Origin of the sequence: Neisseria sp. HMSC065C04, assembly GCF_001815375.1 — a bacterium.
Classification (GTDB): domain Bacteria; phylum Pseudomonadota; class Gammaproteobacteria; order Burkholderiales; family Neisseriaceae; genus Neisseria; species Neisseria flavescens_D.
The window spans coordinates 1-15,686 of record NZ_KV820412.1 but is presented as its reverse complement, the minus strand read 5'-3'; the positions used below and the strand labels follow the sequence as shown (position 1 = coordinate 15,686).

Here is a 15,686-nt window from a genome sequence, read left to right as displayed (position 1 = left end):
AGGAAGACGCGGCGTTCTACCAAAATCCGCCCGACACCGCCGCCTTAGCTACCGATATCCTTAAACGCGGTATCGTCAAAAAAGAAGAGGTTTACTGGTCGCTGCGTAAAGAGTAAATCAAGAATAGGCCGTCTGAAATATTCAGACGGCCTTTTTCCAATTAAAACGGGATACCAAATCTCATCTCAATCTATGTTGCGAACGATTATTTTGTAGAGCTGCTGACTTGCTTCATCCAGGCAAACAGGTCGTCTAAGTCATAATCGCCGCCGTGGCCGACATCCCAAGGCAGGGCGTAGTCGACGGTTTGGCCGTTATTTTGCAGTTTGGCGGCTAAGACGGCGGAGACTGCCAGTGAGGTGTCGCGGTCATTGGTGCCGACGCGGATGCGCCAGTTTTGCGGCAGGTTCACGCTCGGTTTGCCGATGTAGTTGAGCGGGTTCATGATTTTGATGGTTTCTTCATCTGCGATTTCGGCGTTGGCGGCGGTGTTGTGTTGCATGGAGAACGAGGTGAAGTGGCGTTTGTCGACGGTATTGGTGCCGAAGAGTTGGTTTTCGCCTGTACTTAAATCTACGCCGTCAAAGGCAGGTGGTGTTTTTTGGCGGCCGGCAGCTTTGGCGTAGGCATCGAAATCGACGGAGACGACTTTGCCTTTGCGGACGGTCAGCCAAGTGCGGTCGCTCAGGTCTTTGCCTGCATCAAGTTGGGCTTGTGCGGATTTGGCAAGTAAACCGGCAATATGGTTTTTAAAGCTGCCGTTGCCTTGGGCATCCAACGTTAGAGGTTTGCCTTCGGGGGATTTCAGGTTCAGGCTGTTGAGGTATGCGGGGTATAGGGGTTTGAGGAGGTCGGACAGTTTTTTCTCGTCATCGGTCAGTGTGCCTGCGACCAGCTCGCGTTTGACGCGGTAGTCGAGCATGGAAATGTTCATTTTTTTGTAGTTGTTGATACCGTTGAACTGCCATTCGTAAGCCATATCGGCATGGTCCAAATCGGTAATCGGGCAGTAGGCGGATACGGCGAAAACTTTGTCGCTGCCGTCTGCCGCACCTAAGGCTTTGAGGTGGTTTTCGTAATCTTTTTGGTCGGCTGTTGCGCCTAAGAGGGCGGACATCGCTCCGCCTGCGCTTGTGCCGTTGGAAATGATTTTTTCGGCATCGCCGGGCATGACTTTGTCGTTGGCTTTCAGATAGCGGACGGCGGCTTTCAAATCGACAATGGCGGCAGGTGCTTTGCCGGTGGGTTCTGTCCGGCCGCGTGCTCCAGGGGATGCGACGACGTAGCCTTTGGAAAGGGCAACCAGGGCGGCGTTGGGCGATTTTTGGCCGTCTTCAGGCTCGCCGTGTTTGCCTTCTAAAGCAGGTTTGCCCGGTTCGGCCGGCATATAGCCGCCGATTTGGTTGGGCAGGAAAATCGGTGCGGTTTCGGTGTTGAAACCGTCTATCTCGCCGCCGTTGTAATAGGCTTCGGGTACATAAATATTGATGATTTCGTAACGGGTATCGACAGGATTGCGGACGTAAACCACGCCTTCGTAAGCGCGGAATTTGACGACTTGACCGTTCACTTCGATGCTTTGTTCGGTGTATTTTTGTTTGGAGAAGTCTAGGTCGTAGGTGTCTGCGGTTTTGACGGAAGCGCAGGCGCTCAATCCCAGCGCGACAGAAACGGATAAGAGGGTTTTGTTTAGGGCGTTCATCATCATACTTTCTGAAGAGGTAAGCGGATATGATAACGAATACTTAGGCCGTCTGAAACGCCAAGTCGGGTTTCAGACGGCCTGATTTTTTTGTAGCGTTATGTAGTGTTGTACGTTACGTTGTAAAGTAATATGGGCTTAAATTTCATCTATTTGATAAATATGAATTTAATAAGACATTATACTTTAAAAAATCTATTGATTCGGTATCTGTAAAAGTTGAATCTGTCTTGTAAATCAGTAAGCAGGACAGGCATTTTTGTTTTATCTACAGATTGATTCTACTTGTCAGAACGTTTTGCTCAATTCGACAAACATTTTGGTTTTGCCGTATTCGTAGAACTTGTCGTTGCTCCATGTTTTGTTGTGGGCAATGGTCAGGCGCGGGGTGATGCCTTTGAAATGGAGGGCGCGGTGCCATACGCTCAGGGAGGCGGAGGCTTCTTTGTCGCGGCGGTTTTGTTCGTTGCTGAAGAAGCCGGGGGCTTGGTAACGGCGTTGGGCGGCGCTGAGACGTAGGACGGTGGAGAGGCCTTTGGGCCACTCTTGTCCCCATGTGGTGCGCAGGGCGTAGCGGTTGAAGCTGTCGCCTTTGTCGTCGCGGTTGCGTTCGCGGTAGAGGTCGATACCGGCCACCCAGTATTGGCGCGCGTTGCGGTAGTACACGATGGAGTTGCTGAGCAGTTGGCTGGTATTGTTGGAATGCTCGCGGCGGCTGTTTTTCAGACGGCCTGCTTCAAATGCGCTGAGGGTTTGCAGCTTGGGTTGCCACCAATGGTTGTAGTGGAGGCGTGCGCCGTTGGTGTAGGTGTAGGGGTCGTTGCCGTAGAAGCGACGCTCGTGGAACGGGGTCATGCCGACGTCGTTGCGCTGGTCGGCATAGCCGAGGCCTGCCGAGAAGCGTGTGGTGAGGTCGTTGTAGTTGGTGTGTTTGGGGTAGATTTTGCCGTAGTGGTCTGCGCCTGCTGTGGTATAGAAGCCGCGGGGCAGCGACCATTTTTTTTCTGCACCGATTTGGTAGTGGACGGTGGTGGCATCGATGGGTTCGGGGAATGTCCAGCCTCGGAAACAGTCATCGTCGGGATAGGCAAGGCGCACGGCGCGGCATTGTTCGTCGCTCAGGTGGTTGCCCAGACGGCGTTGGTCGGGAGCTTGGTTGATGTTTTGTTCGTGCGTGATGTTCAAGCCGGCGTTGAATTGCCATGAGTCGCGTTCGCGCAGGGCTTTGCGGTAGGTTTCGAGGCGTTCTTGCAAGGCAGGTGGGAGGGATTCGGTTTGCAGTTTGTCGAACTGGTCGGCCGCGGCTTCGTTTTGTTTGTCTTCAAACAAGGCGGTCGCAAGCTGCCAGCGGACGGCGGAAGCGTCGGGCTGCTCGGCGATAAAGCGGCGGTAATGGCCGATGGCTTCGGCAGCATGCCCTTCGGATTGGGCAAGCAAACCTTTGGCATAGCGCGCCATGGCGCGGTCGTGTTCTGGCCATTGTTCGTAAATGGGCAAAACGGCTTTGATGCCGGGGATGTTGTGGGCGACAACGGCGGAATACATGGCGCGTGCCAGTAATTCGGTGTTGGCAAGCAGGGTGTCGGCATCGACGTTGATGATTTTTTCAGACGGCCTGTTTGTCTGCTCGGCAGTGATGTCGTGCGTTTCAGGTTGCTGGGGTTCGGCTGTGTTGACTTGAAGCTCGGGTTTTACATCAGGCGGCACATCGGCGGCGTGAAGGGAAAGGGGAAGGATGGCGAGGAGGAGCAGACGTTTTTTCATGGCAATGTTTGGAATGTTATCGGTATAAGCGGGCAGATTGTACAATGTTTTGAGTCGGAAATTTTGCAAATCGATTGCGATTTTATCTGATAAAGACGACAAAAGGCCGTCTGAAACCTGATGGGATTTCAGACGGCCTTTGTTGGCGAGTCGGATTTAGTTTTTGTCCAAGTCCAAATCGGCTTTGTATTCGATACGGCCTTGGCCTTTGTCTTCGATGGAAACGTCCAGCTCTTGTTTGCCGCGTTTGAATTTCAGATCGGCATCGTCGTGTTTGATTTCTGACTCGACTACATGGAAACCTTTGCTGCGCGCGTGGGCGATCACTTTTTTGGCCAGGGAAGGAATGGAATTGTGTCGGCCGGAAAGTTCGGCTTCGTATTCAAACTCACCGTCGCCTTGGTGATCGGCTTTGATGGTGTGCGCGCCTGCCGGACGGTAGATTTCGGAAGGCAGCGGGGAGGCGAATGCCGTGGCGGAGAAAAGAGCCAAAATGCCGGTGGCCAGTAACGATTTTGCTTTGGTCATCGGTTTTCCTTTCTGAAAAGGGTTTGGAGAACGACATCATCTTATCGGCATGCTTGAGGGGCGGCAAGCGGATAAACTCGATTTTACGCGCGGCTACATGATTTGTTTGGAAGGCGTTGATTCTTTGCCTTGGGTCGGTGTTTGCTTGCAGAAAAATACTGAAAGTAAAGGCTTAGCCGAGAAGGAACAATTCGCCGCCGTGTGCCTTCAGCCATTGTTTGGCTTGATCAACATGCGGTGTGAACGAGTGGGTCAGCGCCCAAAATGCAGGGCTGTGGTCGGGGTGGCGCAGGTGGGCGAGTTCGTGCAGGCAGACGTAGTCGGCGACATATTCGGGTGCGCCGATGAGCCGCCAGTTGAGGCGGATGCCGGTGGTGTGGCGGCATACGCCCCAGAAGGTTTTGGCGTTGGACAGGGAAATAGCGCTCGGGGTCAGGCGGGTGCTTCGGATATGGCTTTCGAGGCGCGGCAGTAGATATTCGTGCGCACGTTCGAGCAGGAAGCGGCGCAAATGGGTGAGTTGGGCGGCGGTTTCTTTTTCGGGCAACAGGATTTCAGACGGCCTGATTTGGATGTGGTTTGCTGGGTGGACGGACAAGGCCGTCTGAACGCCTTGATACCAAATCCATTCGGGAAGCGTGTCGGTGGATTTTTGCTGGGCTGGTGTTTTGTTTAGGGTGCGGCGCAGGATGGCCTCGTTGTCGTTCAGCCATTGGGTAAAGGTGTGCCGGGTCACAAACGGAGGGATATTGATGCTGACGGTATCGGCGGAAACGGGGCGCAAGATGAGGTTTTTTTTGGCACTGCGTTTGAGCTGGATATGAATGGTCAGGCCGTCTGAAAGGGTGTGGGTATGGAGGCAGGGCATGGTGTTTGAGGGAGAGGGGCGGGCATGGCGGCCCACCCGATGGAATAATTTATTTGGTTTGTGGCGCGAACGGACCTTGTCCGGTAATCAGGGGCTGCTGGCTTTCAATCCATTGCTCGCATTGGGCCATAAGTTCGGCTTCATTGCCGTTGTTGTGGGCAATGGGCTTGCCGATGATGACGCTGACGGTGCCGGGGTATTTGAGGAAGGAGTTGCGTGGCCAAAACTCGCCGCTGTTGAGCGCGACGGGGACGATGTCCATCTCGAACATTTTTGCCATGCGCGCGCCGCCGAGCTTGTAGCGGCCTTTTTCACCGGGCGGCAGGCGTGTGCCTTCGGGGAAAATGGTAATCCAATAGCCTTCATTTTTACGCGCAAGGCCTTGTTCTAATAGTTGTTTGTTGGCTTCGCGGCTGTTGCTGCGGTCGATGCCGATGGTTTTAACCAGCTTCAAGCCCCAGCCGAAGAAAGGGATTTTGAAGAGCTCGCGTTTGGCAACATAGACTTGCGGCGGAAAAATCTCTTGCAGGGCGAGGGTTTCCCAGCCGCTTTGGTGTTTGGCGCAAATGATGGCGGGGTGGTCGGGAATATTTTCCGTACCGCTTAAGGTGTAGTTCAAACCGATGATGTGCTTGAGCGACCAGTTGAGGATGCGCACCCAAACTTGCGCCATTTTGTGCGCGCCGCCTTGAAAGGGCAGGGCAAGCAGCATAAAGGGGAACAGCAAAATAATGCTAGAGGAAAGGATGAACCAGTAAATCAGGTTGCGGATAATCAGCATATCGGGGAAAAGTCAGTCGTTTGAAGGCCGTCTGAACACCGTTGTCGGCAGATTTCAGACGGCCTTGTCGTTTATAGGATGGCTTGCGCGGCTTCTTCGATTTGTGTGTTTTCACGCATGATGTATTGCGAGAAAGCGAGCAGGTTGTCGAAGACTTGGGTGTGTTCGGGCAGGTCTTGCTCGTGTTTGGCCAGCGTTTTTTTGCCTTTGCCGGTCAGGACGAGTGCGGATTTGCCGCCTGCGGCATCAATGGCTTGCAGGTCGCGCAGGCTGTCGCCGACCAGCCAGGTTTCGGCGGCATTGGCCTTGAAGCGTTCGATGATGTCGAGAATCATGCCGGGCTTGGGTTTGCGGCATTCGCAGTTGTCAACGGCGGTATGCGGGCAAAACCAAATGCCGTCGATGGTACCGCCTGCTTGAACGGCAAGGCGGTGCATTTTCGCGTGCATTTCGGTCAGGTCTTGCACGGTAAAGTATTTGCGGCCGATACCGGATTGGTTGGTGGCTACGGCGATGGTGTAGCCTGCCTGCGTTAAAAAGGCGATGGCATCCATGCTGCCTTCGATGGGAATCCATTCGTCAACGGATTTGACGAAATCGTCGCGGTCTTGGTTGATGACTCCGTCGCGGTCGAGGATGATGAGTTTCATGGTGGTGGCTCTTATTTTTCTGCTTTCAAACTGCTTTTCCATTTTTCAAAGGCCGTCTGAAAAACGGGTGTCAGTTTGGCGAAGGTTTCCGGGGTGTTTTTGACGTGGTAGAAGCCGCCGAGCGAGGGCGTGTCAAGGGCGAGGACGTAGTCTTCCATAAATGCGCCGTAGCCGTCTTCTTCGTCGGTGTAGTAGAACTCGGTAAACCGTTGGCCGAGTTCGGTAAAGTCGTCCGCCGTCAATGCGCCGTCCATGTGTTTGAGCAGGAAGTGCCGTCCGCTGATTTTGCCCGAGGTCATGGCGGCGAAGTCGGCTGCGGTTTCGGGGGCGGTTTGCCAGACGGGGTTGACGAGGCCTGCCTGCGCCGCCCACTGCCAGTACATGCCGATATGGGTGGCGGCGTTTTCGGGCAGGAGCTGGTCGGGATAGTCTTCGTCGAGATGGAAACGGATATTGTCGTACATGGACGGTGTTCGTTGGGGGAAAGGGGGTATTGTAGCGGAAAATAATGAATTAGGCCGTCTGAAAGAGGGTGTTTCAGACGGCCTTAAGGGAATTTAACCTTTAAATACGGGAACAAGCTCCATTTTGTTTAAGCTCCATGCCAGTATATTGACGGTACCGAAGAGAGCTACCCAATAAATTAGCCATGCACCTCCATAAACAGTGTAAGTTTTGCTTTTGCCAAATTTCTGACGGGAATGAAACAGTAATAAGATTGGTGTAGAGCAGGTCCATACGGTAGCAACGAGTCCTACATAGCCAATGGCCGTGACAAAGCCAGTAGGAAAAAGCAAGCAGGAAATCAAGGGGGGGAGGAAAGTAACAGCTGCAGTTTTGGTGCGTCCTGAGGGGCTATCGTTCCATTTGAATATATCAGCAATGTAATCAAATAGTCCGAGAGTTACGCCCAAAAAGGATGTAGCAATTGCCATGTAAGAAAAGAAAGACAGTATTAATGCCATGTTACCAGTAGGAACAAATTTTGATAGTGTTTCGATGAGGATAGATACTTGACCATCAGCAGCAATAACCGGTGCGAACTCGTTGCGCGGCAGGTTGCCTTGGATGGCAATTTGCCAGAGGACGTAAATCACCAAGGCAATCAGCGTACCCGACCACAGAGATTTGGCCACTTTGGGCGCGTCGCCTTTAAAGTATTTAAGCAGGCTGGAAACGTTGCCGTGGAAACCGAATGACGCAAGGCAGACGGGCAGGGCGGTGGCGACATAAATCCAGTAGCTGGTGCCGGCAGGGGCTTGGGTGTCAAACAGGACAGGCATTTTGGCATCGGCAATCAGGCCGCCGGTTGCCCAGATGAAGGTCAATACCATGCCGCCGATGAGGATGCTGGTGAAACGGTCAACCAAGCGTGCGGATGCCCAAACGCAAAAGGCGAGAATGCCGAAGAAGACGAGTTGGCCGATGGTGAGCGAAATTTCGCTGCCTACTGCGCTGCCGATGCCTTTGGCGGTCAGGTCGCCGCCGACGAAGATGTAGGCGTAGGTGAGCAGGTATAAAACGAAAGCGACGGCAATGCCGTTGATGACGTTCCAAGCCGGGCCGAGCAGGTCTTTAACCATGGTGTCGAAGCTGGCGCCGTGCGGATAATGGGTGTTGACTTCCAAAATCATCAGGCCGCTGGAGAGCATGGAAAACCAGGTGTACAGCAACACGGCCAGCGAGCCGGTAAACCATACGCCGGAGGTGGCGGTCGGGTTGGCAAGCATGCCTGCGCCGATAACCGTACCGGCGATAATCATCGCGCCGCCGAATAGGGAAGGGGTTTTGGTTGACATTAGTTTATCTTTCTTCTAGAAATGCGTGGCTGCCATTATGCCGTAAAGTGTAAGAAAAGGTAAAGTAAAGGCCGTCTGAAAACCTGATTGTCGTTTTCAGACGGCCTTTTTTATATCAGATTAAAATTAAAAATATCCTTGTAAATGTATCATTACTTCCCAATATAATTACTACCTTAAATTACTTCCTAGCTTTGAAAGGTAACAAAAATGTGTGTAGAGCGTGGGGTTGTTATTTCTGATATATTCGAACCAATATATAAAGTAACTTCAACCAAAGAACCTTCTAATCATATAGAAGGCCTTATATCTTATAGGAATAAACTGCTGATTCCGCCGAGGGAGACTTATTTTGAGTTAAAGGAAATTAGTGGTTTATCGTCTAAAAGGAATTTACGATCTTCAGATATTATTAAATATTTAGTTTATTGGGATAAAATTGATTATCCTGTAAATAAAATATGTTTAGTAAGATTGGCTGATCCAGACTTAATAATGTTAGAAGAACAAGGTATTCTTACTAGAACCATGTCCCCCGTTGATAATCATCGAATTGATCCTGATTTATTTTTAAAATCACAATTGTGGGCTCTAGAACAACATATAAAATCATCTAAAGGACAATGGACTCTTGCTCAAGATATTTTTGAGACAGATGATTTATACTTTCCTTTGATAAATGAAGATAATAAAAAGCAAATTATAGAGTTTAATTTAATAAATTCACTACCTGTTCCTATTGATAGTACACCAATTTATGAAATTCTTGACTTTAAATATCGAAGAAGAGATGAGTTAATTAGGCTTCGTGAACATTTAGATACTATTTATAATTCTATCATTCAATCTGAAGAGATACAAAAAACTTATCATAAAAAAATACAGGAGATTCAAAAAGATTTATATGACTTAAATAGATTATTTAATGAAAATAAAATACGTACTCGACTAGATTCGATGAAAGCACATTTTCAAAATATATTACCAACAGATAAATATAGCCTTTTTGCTACACCTCCCACTATTGCAAGCATTGCTAAAGAAATACCGCTATTAGCTCCATATATTCCTGATATCGGTGTTCAATTAGCAGCAGGAGCAATGCTTTGTTTTAGTTCTAAATGGCTAAAAAGCCCTCCGATTGTACAATCAGTAGAAAATAGTCCTTTTGCTTATACTTTTAAAATGGGACGCGAATTTAAGACAAACTCATAATATAAAAAGGCCGTCTGGAAATTTCTCAGACGGCCTTTCTGTATTACCGTGTCAACACTCAAATCAATTTTCGCAGTTTCAATTCGTTTTTCAGATACGCGTAATAAACCGGCGCGACGATGATGCCGCCGATGCCGAAAATGCGTTCAAAGACGACCATCGCCACCAGCAATTCCCATGCGCTGGATTCGATTTCCGAGCCGATGATTTTGGCGTTGAGGAAATATTCGAGCTTGTGGATGACAACGAGGAAAACCAACGAGGCGAGTGCGACGTACAGCGATGCGCCGAGGCTCAAAATAATGATGATGGTGTTGGAAATCAGGTTGCCCGCCACCGGAATCAGTCCGACGATAAAGGCGACGATCAGGACGGTCATTTTAAACGGCAGCTCAACACCGAACAGCGGTAAAACCAAGTAAAGGTACAGGCCGGTCAGGAAGGTGTCGATCAGCGAGATTTTGACTTGGGCGAGGAACACGCGTTCAAAGCTGGTTTCAAAATTGACGATGCGGTGCACCAATTCGGCTTTAAACTGCGGCATTTTGTGGCGGTTTTTGCGCATTTTCAGGCGGTGGAAACTGAGCATGGCGCCGATGATGATGCCGATGAGGATGTACACGAAGGATGTGATGCTGTTTTTACTGATACGGGTCAGCGCGGCGCGGTATTCTTCAATCAGCTTGATTGCCGAGGCTTTGATTTCGGCCATATTGTTGGGTAGCATATTGAGAATGGCCGCAGGCAGGTCTTGGCTGTTTTTGGTGTCTTCCAAAATCGCCGCCAGCTTTGCCAGCATAAAGCCGACATGGCCGCCGTGTATCAGGTGGTAAATGCCCAAAGACATCATCGTGATGATGCTGAACACGATGGCCAGCGTCAGCGTGGTGGAAATCAGGTTGATATTGTGCGCGTTGAGCGATTTATGCAGCCGCGTGTTGCGCGGCAAAACACGGCGGCGGAGTTTGAGGATGACTCCGTTGGTGCGCGTAATAAAGATATAGGTCAGGATAACCGACAGCAGCAGCGGCAGAAAATGGTAGTGCAAGACAATCAGCAAAGCCAAGCCCATCAGGATATAGGAAGCGTTGCGGAAAGTCGGGTTGTCGGCGTGGGAAGAGAGTAAGGACATGTGAAGCCAATAAGGTAAAAAGCAAAAAAACAGGTCAGGCCGTCTGAAAAACCATGTTCAGACGGCCTAACTTAATGACAGCGATTAATCGTGCAATGAGGCCGCGTGTACCGTGTTTTCCAACAAAGTGGCAATCGTCATCGGGCCGACGCCGCCGGGAACGGGCGTAATCATGGACGCGCGTTCTTTGGCGACATCAAACTCCACGTCGCCGCACAGGCTGCCGTCGTCCAAGCGGTTGATGCCCACATCGATAACGACTGCGCCGGGTTTGACCCATTCGCCTTTAACGAAATTCGGAATGCCTACGCCGACCACCAAAATATCTGCGGCGGCAACTTCATCGGCAAGGTTTTGCGTGGCGCTGTGGCAGATGGTTACCGTCGCACGGGACAGCAGCAATTCCAATGCCTGCGGGCGGCCGACAATATTGGATGCGCCGACGACGACCGCTTTTTTGCCTTTCGGGTCGATGCCGTAGGCTTCCAACAAAGTCATCACGCCTTTGGGTGTGCAAGGGCGCATCAGCGGCATTTTGACGACCAGGCGGCCGACGTTGTAAGGGTGGAAGCCGTCCACATCTTTATGCGGCTCGATACGCTCCAAAACCGCTTGGCTGTCGATGTGTGCCGGTAGCGGCAGTTGCACCAAAATACTGTCGACGGCAGGGTCGCCGTTCAATTCGTCCACCAGTTTCAGCAAATCGTCTTGCGTGGTTTCAGACGGCAGCTCATAAGAGCGCGATTCGATGCCGCTTTTTTGGCAGGCCAGTTTTTTATTGCGTACATAAACCGCGCTGGCAGGGTCGTCGCCAACCAATACCACCGCCAAGCAAGGCGTGTGCAAACCTTTTTCCTGACGCGCTTTTACCGCCTGCGCGACCGCCTCGATGCGTTGCTGGGAGATTTTTTTTCCGTCTATAAGTTGTGCAGCCATGATTTTTCCTCCTAAATAGGGACAAAAATTGCGTTTAAATTATCGCATTTTTCAGACGGCCTGACACAAAAGAGTGGCCCTAATTACGAAACATAAAAATAAATAACGATTAAAAATAATAAGATAACTAAAAAATGAAAAATAAAGCAAAGTAAGTGTTGACCGGGTTGAAAAGGGTCTGTATAGTTCAGGTCTTCAGTCGGGGCGTAGCGCAGCCCGGTTAGCGCATCTGCTTTGGGAGCAGAGGGTCGTGAGTTCGAATCCCACCGCCCCGACCACAAAATTCTTAGCACGAATCGGCATGAGCGCCCGTAGCTCAACCGGATAGAGCACCGACCTTCTAAGTCGGGGGTTACAGGTTCGATTCCTGTCGGGCGTGCCAATTTTTACGGTGGCTGTAGCTCAGTTGGTAGAGCCCTGGATTGTGATTCCAGTTGTCGTGGGTTCGAGCCCCATCAGCCACCCCAGATGAAAGCCTGCATATTGTATGCAGGCTTTTTTCCGTTTATACCCGAATTTTACTTCAGATTTAATTGGGTTTCAAAAAAGTATTTATCAAACCGTTTCATCATAGCATCGGCAAAAATGGCGTTTGCTGTGTTATCAAATATCAATGAATACGCAGTCAAGCCCGAATATTGTACCGTTCGGTATCTTTTTATGGCGTTTCGCCGTTATCCTTTATAATACCCCGATTATTTTCTGTTTCATTTCCAAAGGAACCGCATCATGTCCGAATGGCCAGCTCCAGAATTTGAATCCAAAATCTGTCCGCCCGAAAAGCTGGCGGAGCGTTTGGCGGCATTGCCCCGTCCGCTGGTGTTTACCAACGGTTGTTTCGATATTCTCCACCGGGGTCATGTAACGTATTTGGCGCAGGCGCGATCGGCCGGTGCGGCTTTGGTGCTGGCGTTGAATACCGATGCTTCGGTGCGCCGTCAGGGCAAAGGGGACGACCGTCCGATTAATCCTTTGGAAAACCGCGCGGCAGTGGCAGCTGCATTGGCGAGCGTGGATTTGGTCACATGGTTTGATGACGATACACCTGCCGCGCTGATTGAAATGGTCAAACCCGATGTATTGATTAAAGGTGGCGATTGGCCTGTGGATAAGATTGTCGGTGCGGCCGAGACGTTTGCACGCGGCGGCAAAGTATTTTCGATTCCGTTTTTACACCAGACTTCGACCACCAAAACATTAGCGAAAATCCGCGAAGCCGGAGGAGGCGAATGACGGATTTGAACAGCCGCCATTGGGCCTTGCTCGCCGCGCTTTCAGACGGCCTGCCGCAACACGTTTCTCAGTTGGCGCGAGTGGTTGGGATGAAGCCGCAACAATTAAACGGATTCTGGCAGCAGATGCCGGGCCATATCCGCGGTTTGCTGCGCCAGCATGACGGGCAATGGCGCTTGGTGCGCCCTTTGGCTGTGTTTGCCGAAGAATCTCTGCAACAAATGGCCGGAAAACAGGGTTTTCGTGCGCAGTTGAAACACGAATGTTCGTCCAGCAACGATGAAATCATGGCATTGGCGCGCCAGTCGGCAGATTTGGCGCATAAGGCATTGTGCGTGGCGCATTTCCAAACCAAAGGACGCGGACGGCAAGGGAGAAGCTGGGTCAACCGACAGGGCGAATGTCTGATGTTCAGCCTGGGCTGGGCGTTTGATAAGCCGCAGTATGAGCTGGGTTCGCTGGCGTTGGTGGTGGCATTGGCCTGCCGCCGTGCGCTTGCCGATATCGGTTTGGACGTAAATATCAAGTGGCCGAACGATTTGGTCGTGGCCAACGATAAATTGGCCGGTATTTTGATTGAAACGGCGCGAGTAGAGAATAAGACTGTCGCCGTCATCGGCATCGGCATTAATTTTGTATTGCCGAAAGAAGTTGAAAATGCCACTTCCGTGCAGGCCTTGTTTCAGACGGCCTCTAAGCAGGGTGTAAGCGTCAAAACCTTGTTGAATGCGGTATTGGCGCAACTTGATGTGCTGTTGAACGAATACGCGCAAAACGGATTTGCATCATGTGTCGGCGAATACAATGCCGCCAACCGCGATACGGACAGACCGGTATTGCTGCTTCAGGAAGGACGCGTTGTTCACGAAGGCGTAGTCAAAGGCGTGGATGCGCAAGGTGCGTTGCGTTTGCAGACGGACAAGGGCGAGAAAACCATCGTCAGCGGCGAGATCAGCTTGCGTCCGGATAACCGTCCGGCACAACCTGCCGCCGCCAAGCCGGAACGCTTTTTGCTGCTGGACGGCGGCAACAGTCAGTTGAAATGGGCATGGGTGGAGAACGGCACATTTTCCGAAGTCGGCCGCGCGCCGTATCGTGATTTGGCCCAGCTGGGCGAAGAATGGCTGCAATTTGCCGATGACGATGTGAAGATTGTCGGTTGCGCCGTGTGCGGTTCGGTAAAAAAAGCGATGGTGGAAGAGCAATTAACCCGTCCGGTCGAATGGCTGTCTTCCATGCCGCAGGCTTTGGGTATCCGCAACCATTACCGCCGCCCTGAAGAACATGGCTCCGACCGTTGGTTTAATGCGCTGGGCAGCCGCCGCTTTACGCAAAACGCCTGCGTCGTCGTCAGCTGCGGCACCGCCGTAACCACCGACGCGCTGACGGAAGACAATCATTATCTCGGCGGCACCATCATGCCCGGTTTCCACTTGATGAAAGAGGCGATGGCGCTCAAGACCGCCAACCTCAACCGCCCCATCGGCAAGGTATATCCGTTCCCAACCACAACGCCGAACGCCATTGCCAGCGGCATGATGGATGCCGTTTGCGGCGCGTTGATGATGATGCATGGCCGTCTGAAAGACAAAACGGGCGAAGGCAAACCGGTCGATATTATTATCACGGGCGGCGGCGCGGCCAGAGTCGTGCAGGCGCTGCCGGAGTCATTCGTTCATGACAATCAAGTGAAAATCGTCGATAATCTCGTGATTCACGGGCTCTTGCATTGGATTGCCCATCGCAACGGACAATAAAAAGGAAAACGCATCATGAAATGGCTGTTTGCGGTCTTGGTCGCACTCAACATCATTGTTTTTGGCAGCATGGTTGCCTATCGGACACAACATAAAACCGCGAAACCCGAATCTGCCTTGGAAGGCGGCACGCACGAATTATTGCGCCCGTCTTCTTTGGACGCGCCCAAAGCCGAGCCTCAGCAGGCATCGCAACCCGATTGGGTGGCGGATGAATCAGACGGCCTGATTATGGCAGAACCTGAATCCGAAGAAGCAGAAGCCTTGCGTAAAAAGCAAGAAGCGCAGCAGTTGAAAGAGAAAAAAGAAAAAATGCGCCGCGAGAAAGAAGCGCAAGAGCGTCGCGCAGCCGAAGAAGAGATGGACGCGGCCGGCGTGGAACGCTTGTGTACCAGCAGCGCCACCGTAGTGATGGATGAAGACGATTACCACCGCATCAAAGGCTTGTTGGGCAAATGGCCTCATGCGGCCAGCCGCAGTATCGAAAAACGTAACGGCGCATCCGGTGGCGAAACTTCTTCCAAAACCTTCCGCGTGGTCTTGCCTGCCGACGGCGACACTTCCGCCCAGCTTGATGCCTTGGGCAGCCGCGGCTTTAGCGGCAGTATTCACAACGGCGAAATCAGCATTGACGTAACACGCAGCCGCTCTTCCGCCCAAGTTTTGATTTCACGCTTGTCCAGCGCAGGTTTTGGCGGTGCGCGCATTGTCGAACAGGAAGACAGAAGCGCACCCGATACCGGTTTGAGCGTAGCACGCATGACCGTGGTCTTTATGGCGGTCGACGAGCGCGATGCCCAAGACATCAGAAACATTGTCGGCCGTTATGGCAAGTTGAACATGAAAACCTGCCGATAATCAGGCCTATTCGGTTTCAGACGGCCTAATAAGCAGCCGGCCAAGCCTGATAAACCGAACGCCAAAAAACACGAAACCCACTGTATCGGCAGTGGGTTTCATGTTTTTCGGTTTTGAGTATCTGATATAAAGGGGAACAGGTATGTTTCGTATATGCGCACTCCGAGTATCAAGAGATAATGGGAAAGAGGGGGATAAAATCTGTCGTTTAATGGCTCGGATTAGGACGTCTTCCGAGTGGTTTTGATTATACGCTAATAATAACTATTATCAATAGCAAAATTGAAAAAATAATGGTTTTTGTTGTAATGCTTTGTTTTGTATGGAAATTAAATTGTGGCATTGGCTTTGCCGTGATTGAAAAGGCCGTCTGAACGTCAAACGAACAGGCCGGTTGAAATAGGGTAAGGCAAACATTTCAACCCTATATTTCAGACGGCCTTATATATTGCGCCCTATCACA

At 51.2% G+C, this 15,686-nt stretch carries 14 protein-coding genes and 3 tRNA genes; 7 read left to right on the top strand and 10 right to left on the bottom strand.

Annotated elements, in window-relative coordinates:
• Positions 1-205: 205 nt before the first annotated feature.
• From HMPREF3022_RS06125 to HMPREF3022_RS06090, 8 genes are all read right to left on the bottom strand, one after another.
• Positions 206-1,702, bottom strand: coding sequence for a subtype B tannase (locus HMPREF3022_RS06125; RefSeq protein ID WP_192832392.1), 1,497 nt, complete (start codon positions 1,700-1,702; stop codon positions 206-208).
• A gap of 288 nt (positions 1,703-1,990) precedes the next feature.
• Positions 1,991-3,466 (bottom strand): surface lipoprotein assembly modifier, encoded by a 1,476-nt coding sequence (locus HMPREF3022_RS06120; protein ID WP_192832391.1) that lies wholly within the window; start codon positions 3,464-3,466, stop codon positions 1,991-1,993.
• Positions 3,467-3,622: 156 nt separating this feature from the next.
• Positions 3,623-3,994 carry a hypothetical protein gene (locus HMPREF3022_RS06115; protein ID WP_036492581.1) on the bottom strand — a complete coding sequence of 124 codons (372 nt, stop codon included), beginning with the start codon at positions 3,992-3,994 and terminating at the stop codon, positions 3,623-3,625.
• A 172-nt stretch (positions 3,995-4,166) separates the two neighbouring features.
• Entirely contained in the window at positions 4,167-4,862 is a 696-nt protein-coding gene (locus HMPREF3022_RS06110; RefSeq protein ID WP_070765278.1) for a M48 family metallopeptidase, read from the bottom strand.
• Positions 4,863-4,911: 49 nt separating this feature from the next.
• Positions 4,912-5,643: a lysophospholipid acyltransferase family protein gene (locus HMPREF3022_RS06105; protein WP_070765277.1), complete on the bottom strand. Its 732-nt coding sequence runs from the start codon at positions 5,641-5,643 to the stop codon at positions 4,912-4,914.
• 71 nt (positions 5,644-5,714) lie between these two features.
• Entirely contained in the window at positions 5,715-6,293 is a 579-nt protein-coding gene (gene gmhB / locus HMPREF3022_RS06100; RefSeq protein WP_070765276.1) for a D-glycero-beta-D-manno-heptose 1,7-bisphosphate 7-phosphatase, read from the bottom strand.
• 11 nt (positions 6,294-6,304) lie between these two features.
• The gene (locus HMPREF3022_RS06095; protein ID WP_070765275.1) at positions 6,305-6,757 is read right to left on the bottom strand and encodes a DUF7832 domain-containing protein; all 453 of its coding nucleotides are present in this window, start codon (positions 6,755-6,757) and stop codon (positions 6,305-6,307) included.
• Positions 6,758-6,850: 93 nt separating this feature from the next.
• On the bottom strand, positions 6,851-8,092 hold the full coding sequence (locus tag HMPREF3022_RS06090; protein WP_070765274.1) for an aromatic amino acid transporter: 1,242 nt from the start codon (positions 8,090-8,092) through the stop codon (positions 6,851-6,853).
• Between the two features lie 210 nt (positions 8,093-8,302).
• Here HMPREF3022_RS06090 and HMPREF3022_RS06085 point away from each other — a divergent pair, with 210 nt between their 5' ends.
• The gene (locus HMPREF3022_RS06085; protein ID WP_049333661.1) at positions 8,303-9,307 is read left to right on the top strand and encodes a DUF6236 family protein; all 1,005 of its coding nucleotides are present in this window, start codon (positions 8,303-8,305) and stop codon (positions 9,305-9,307) included.
• Between the two features lie 58 nt (positions 9,308-9,365).
• Here HMPREF3022_RS06085 and HMPREF3022_RS06080 read toward each other — a convergent pair whose 3' ends face one another.
• Both HMPREF3022_RS06080 and folD read right to left on the bottom strand, forming a co-directional pair.
• Entirely contained in the window at positions 9,366-10,439 is a 1,074-nt protein-coding gene (locus tag HMPREF3022_RS06080; protein WP_070765273.1) for an AI-2E family transporter, read from the bottom strand.
• A gap of 84 nt (positions 10,440-10,523) precedes the next feature.
• A complete protein-coding gene (gene folD / locus HMPREF3022_RS06075) occupies positions 10,524-11,375 on the bottom strand; it encodes a bifunctional methylenetetrahydrofolate dehydrogenase/methenyltetrahydrofolate cyclohydrolase FolD (RefSeq protein WP_070765272.1) in 852 nt (283 codons plus the stop codon).
• A 200-nt stretch (positions 11,376-11,575) separates the two neighbouring features.
• Between folD and HMPREF3022_RS06070 the strand changes: the two genes are divergently transcribed.
• The 6 genes from HMPREF3022_RS06070 (at position 11,576) to HMPREF3022_RS06045 (ending at position 15,223) form a co-directional block, all read left to right on the top strand.
• Positions 11,576-11,653 (top strand) — tRNA-Pro (locus tag HMPREF3022_RS06070).
• Between the two features lie 27 nt (positions 11,654-11,680).
• Positions 11,681-11,757, top strand: a tRNA-Arg gene (locus HMPREF3022_RS06065).
• Positions 11,758-11,766: 9 nt separating this feature from the next.
• Positions 11,767-11,842 (top strand) — tRNA-His (locus HMPREF3022_RS06060).
• 259 nt (positions 11,843-12,101) lie between these two features.
• A complete protein-coding gene (locus HMPREF3022_RS06055; RefSeq protein WP_188212340.1) occupies positions 12,102-12,608 on the top strand; it encodes an adenylyltransferase/cytidyltransferase family protein in 507 nt (168 codons plus the stop codon).
• A complete protein-coding gene (locus tag HMPREF3022_RS06050) occupies positions 12,605-14,365 on the top strand; it encodes a bifunctional biotin--[acetyl-CoA-carboxylase] ligase/type III pantothenate kinase (RefSeq protein WP_070625244.1) in 1,761 nt (586 codons plus the stop codon). The genes HMPREF3022_RS06055 and HMPREF3022_RS06050 overlap by 4 nt, the downstream gene beginning before the upstream one ends.
• Before the next feature lie 15 nt (positions 14,366-14,380).
• Positions 14,381-15,223 (top strand): hypothetical protein, encoded by an 843-nt coding sequence (locus HMPREF3022_RS06045; protein ID WP_004520957.1) that lies wholly within the window; start codon positions 14,381-14,383, stop codon positions 15,221-15,223.
• Positions 15,224-15,686 lie beyond the last annotated feature (463 nt).

Excerpts from the sequence above, each read along its gene's own strand:
- HMPREF3022_RS06125 (WP_192832392.1), bottom strand. The coding sequence starts at position 1,702 with ATGAACGCCCTAAACAAAACCCTCTTATCCGTTTCTGTCGCGCTGGGA.
- HMPREF3022_RS06080 (WP_070765273.1), bottom strand. The coding sequence starts at position 10,439 with ATGTCCTTACTCTCTTCCCACGCCGACAACCCGACTTTCCGCAACGCT.
- HMPREF3022_RS06115 (WP_036492581.1), bottom strand. The coding sequence starts at position 3,994 with ATGACCAAAGCAAAATCGTTACTGGCCACCGGCATTTTGGCTCTTTTC.
- HMPREF3022_RS06050 (WP_070625244.1), top strand. The coding sequence starts at position 12,605 with ATGACGGATTTGAACAGCCGCCATTGGGCCTTGCTCGCCGCGCTTTCA.
- HMPREF3022_RS06090 (WP_070765274.1), bottom strand. The coding sequence starts at position 8,092 with ATGTCAACCAAAACCCCTTCCCTATTCGGCGGCGCGATGATTATCGCC.
- HMPREF3022_RS06085 (WP_049333661.1), top strand. The coding sequence starts at position 8,303 with ATGTGTGTAGAGCGTGGGGTTGTTATTTCTGATATATTCGAACCAATA.
- HMPREF3022_RS06110 (WP_070765278.1), bottom strand. The coding sequence starts at position 4,862 with ATGCCCTGCCTCCATACCCACACCCTTTCAGACGGCCTGACCATTCAT.
- HMPREF3022_RS06120 (WP_192832391.1), bottom strand. The coding sequence starts at position 3,466 with ATGAAAAAACGTCTGCTCCTCCTCGCCATCCTTCCCCTTTCCCTTCAC.
- HMPREF3022_RS06045 (WP_004520957.1), top strand. The coding sequence starts at position 14,381 with ATGAAATGGCTGTTTGCGGTCTTGGTCGCACTCAACATCATTGTTTTT.
- folD (WP_070765272.1), bottom strand. The coding sequence starts at position 11,375 with ATGGCTGCACAACTTATAGACGGAAAAAAAATCTCCCAGCAACGCATC.
- gmhB (WP_070765276.1), bottom strand. The coding sequence starts at position 6,293 with ATGAAACTCATCATCCTCGACCGCGACGGAGTCATCAACCAAGACCGC.
- HMPREF3022_RS06095 (WP_070765275.1), bottom strand. The coding sequence starts at position 6,757 with ATGTACGACAATATCCGTTTCCATCTCGACGAAGACTATCCCGACCAG.
- HMPREF3022_RS06105 (WP_070765277.1), bottom strand. The coding sequence starts at position 5,643 with ATGCTGATTATCCGCAACCTGATTTACTGGTTCATCCTTTCCTCTAGC.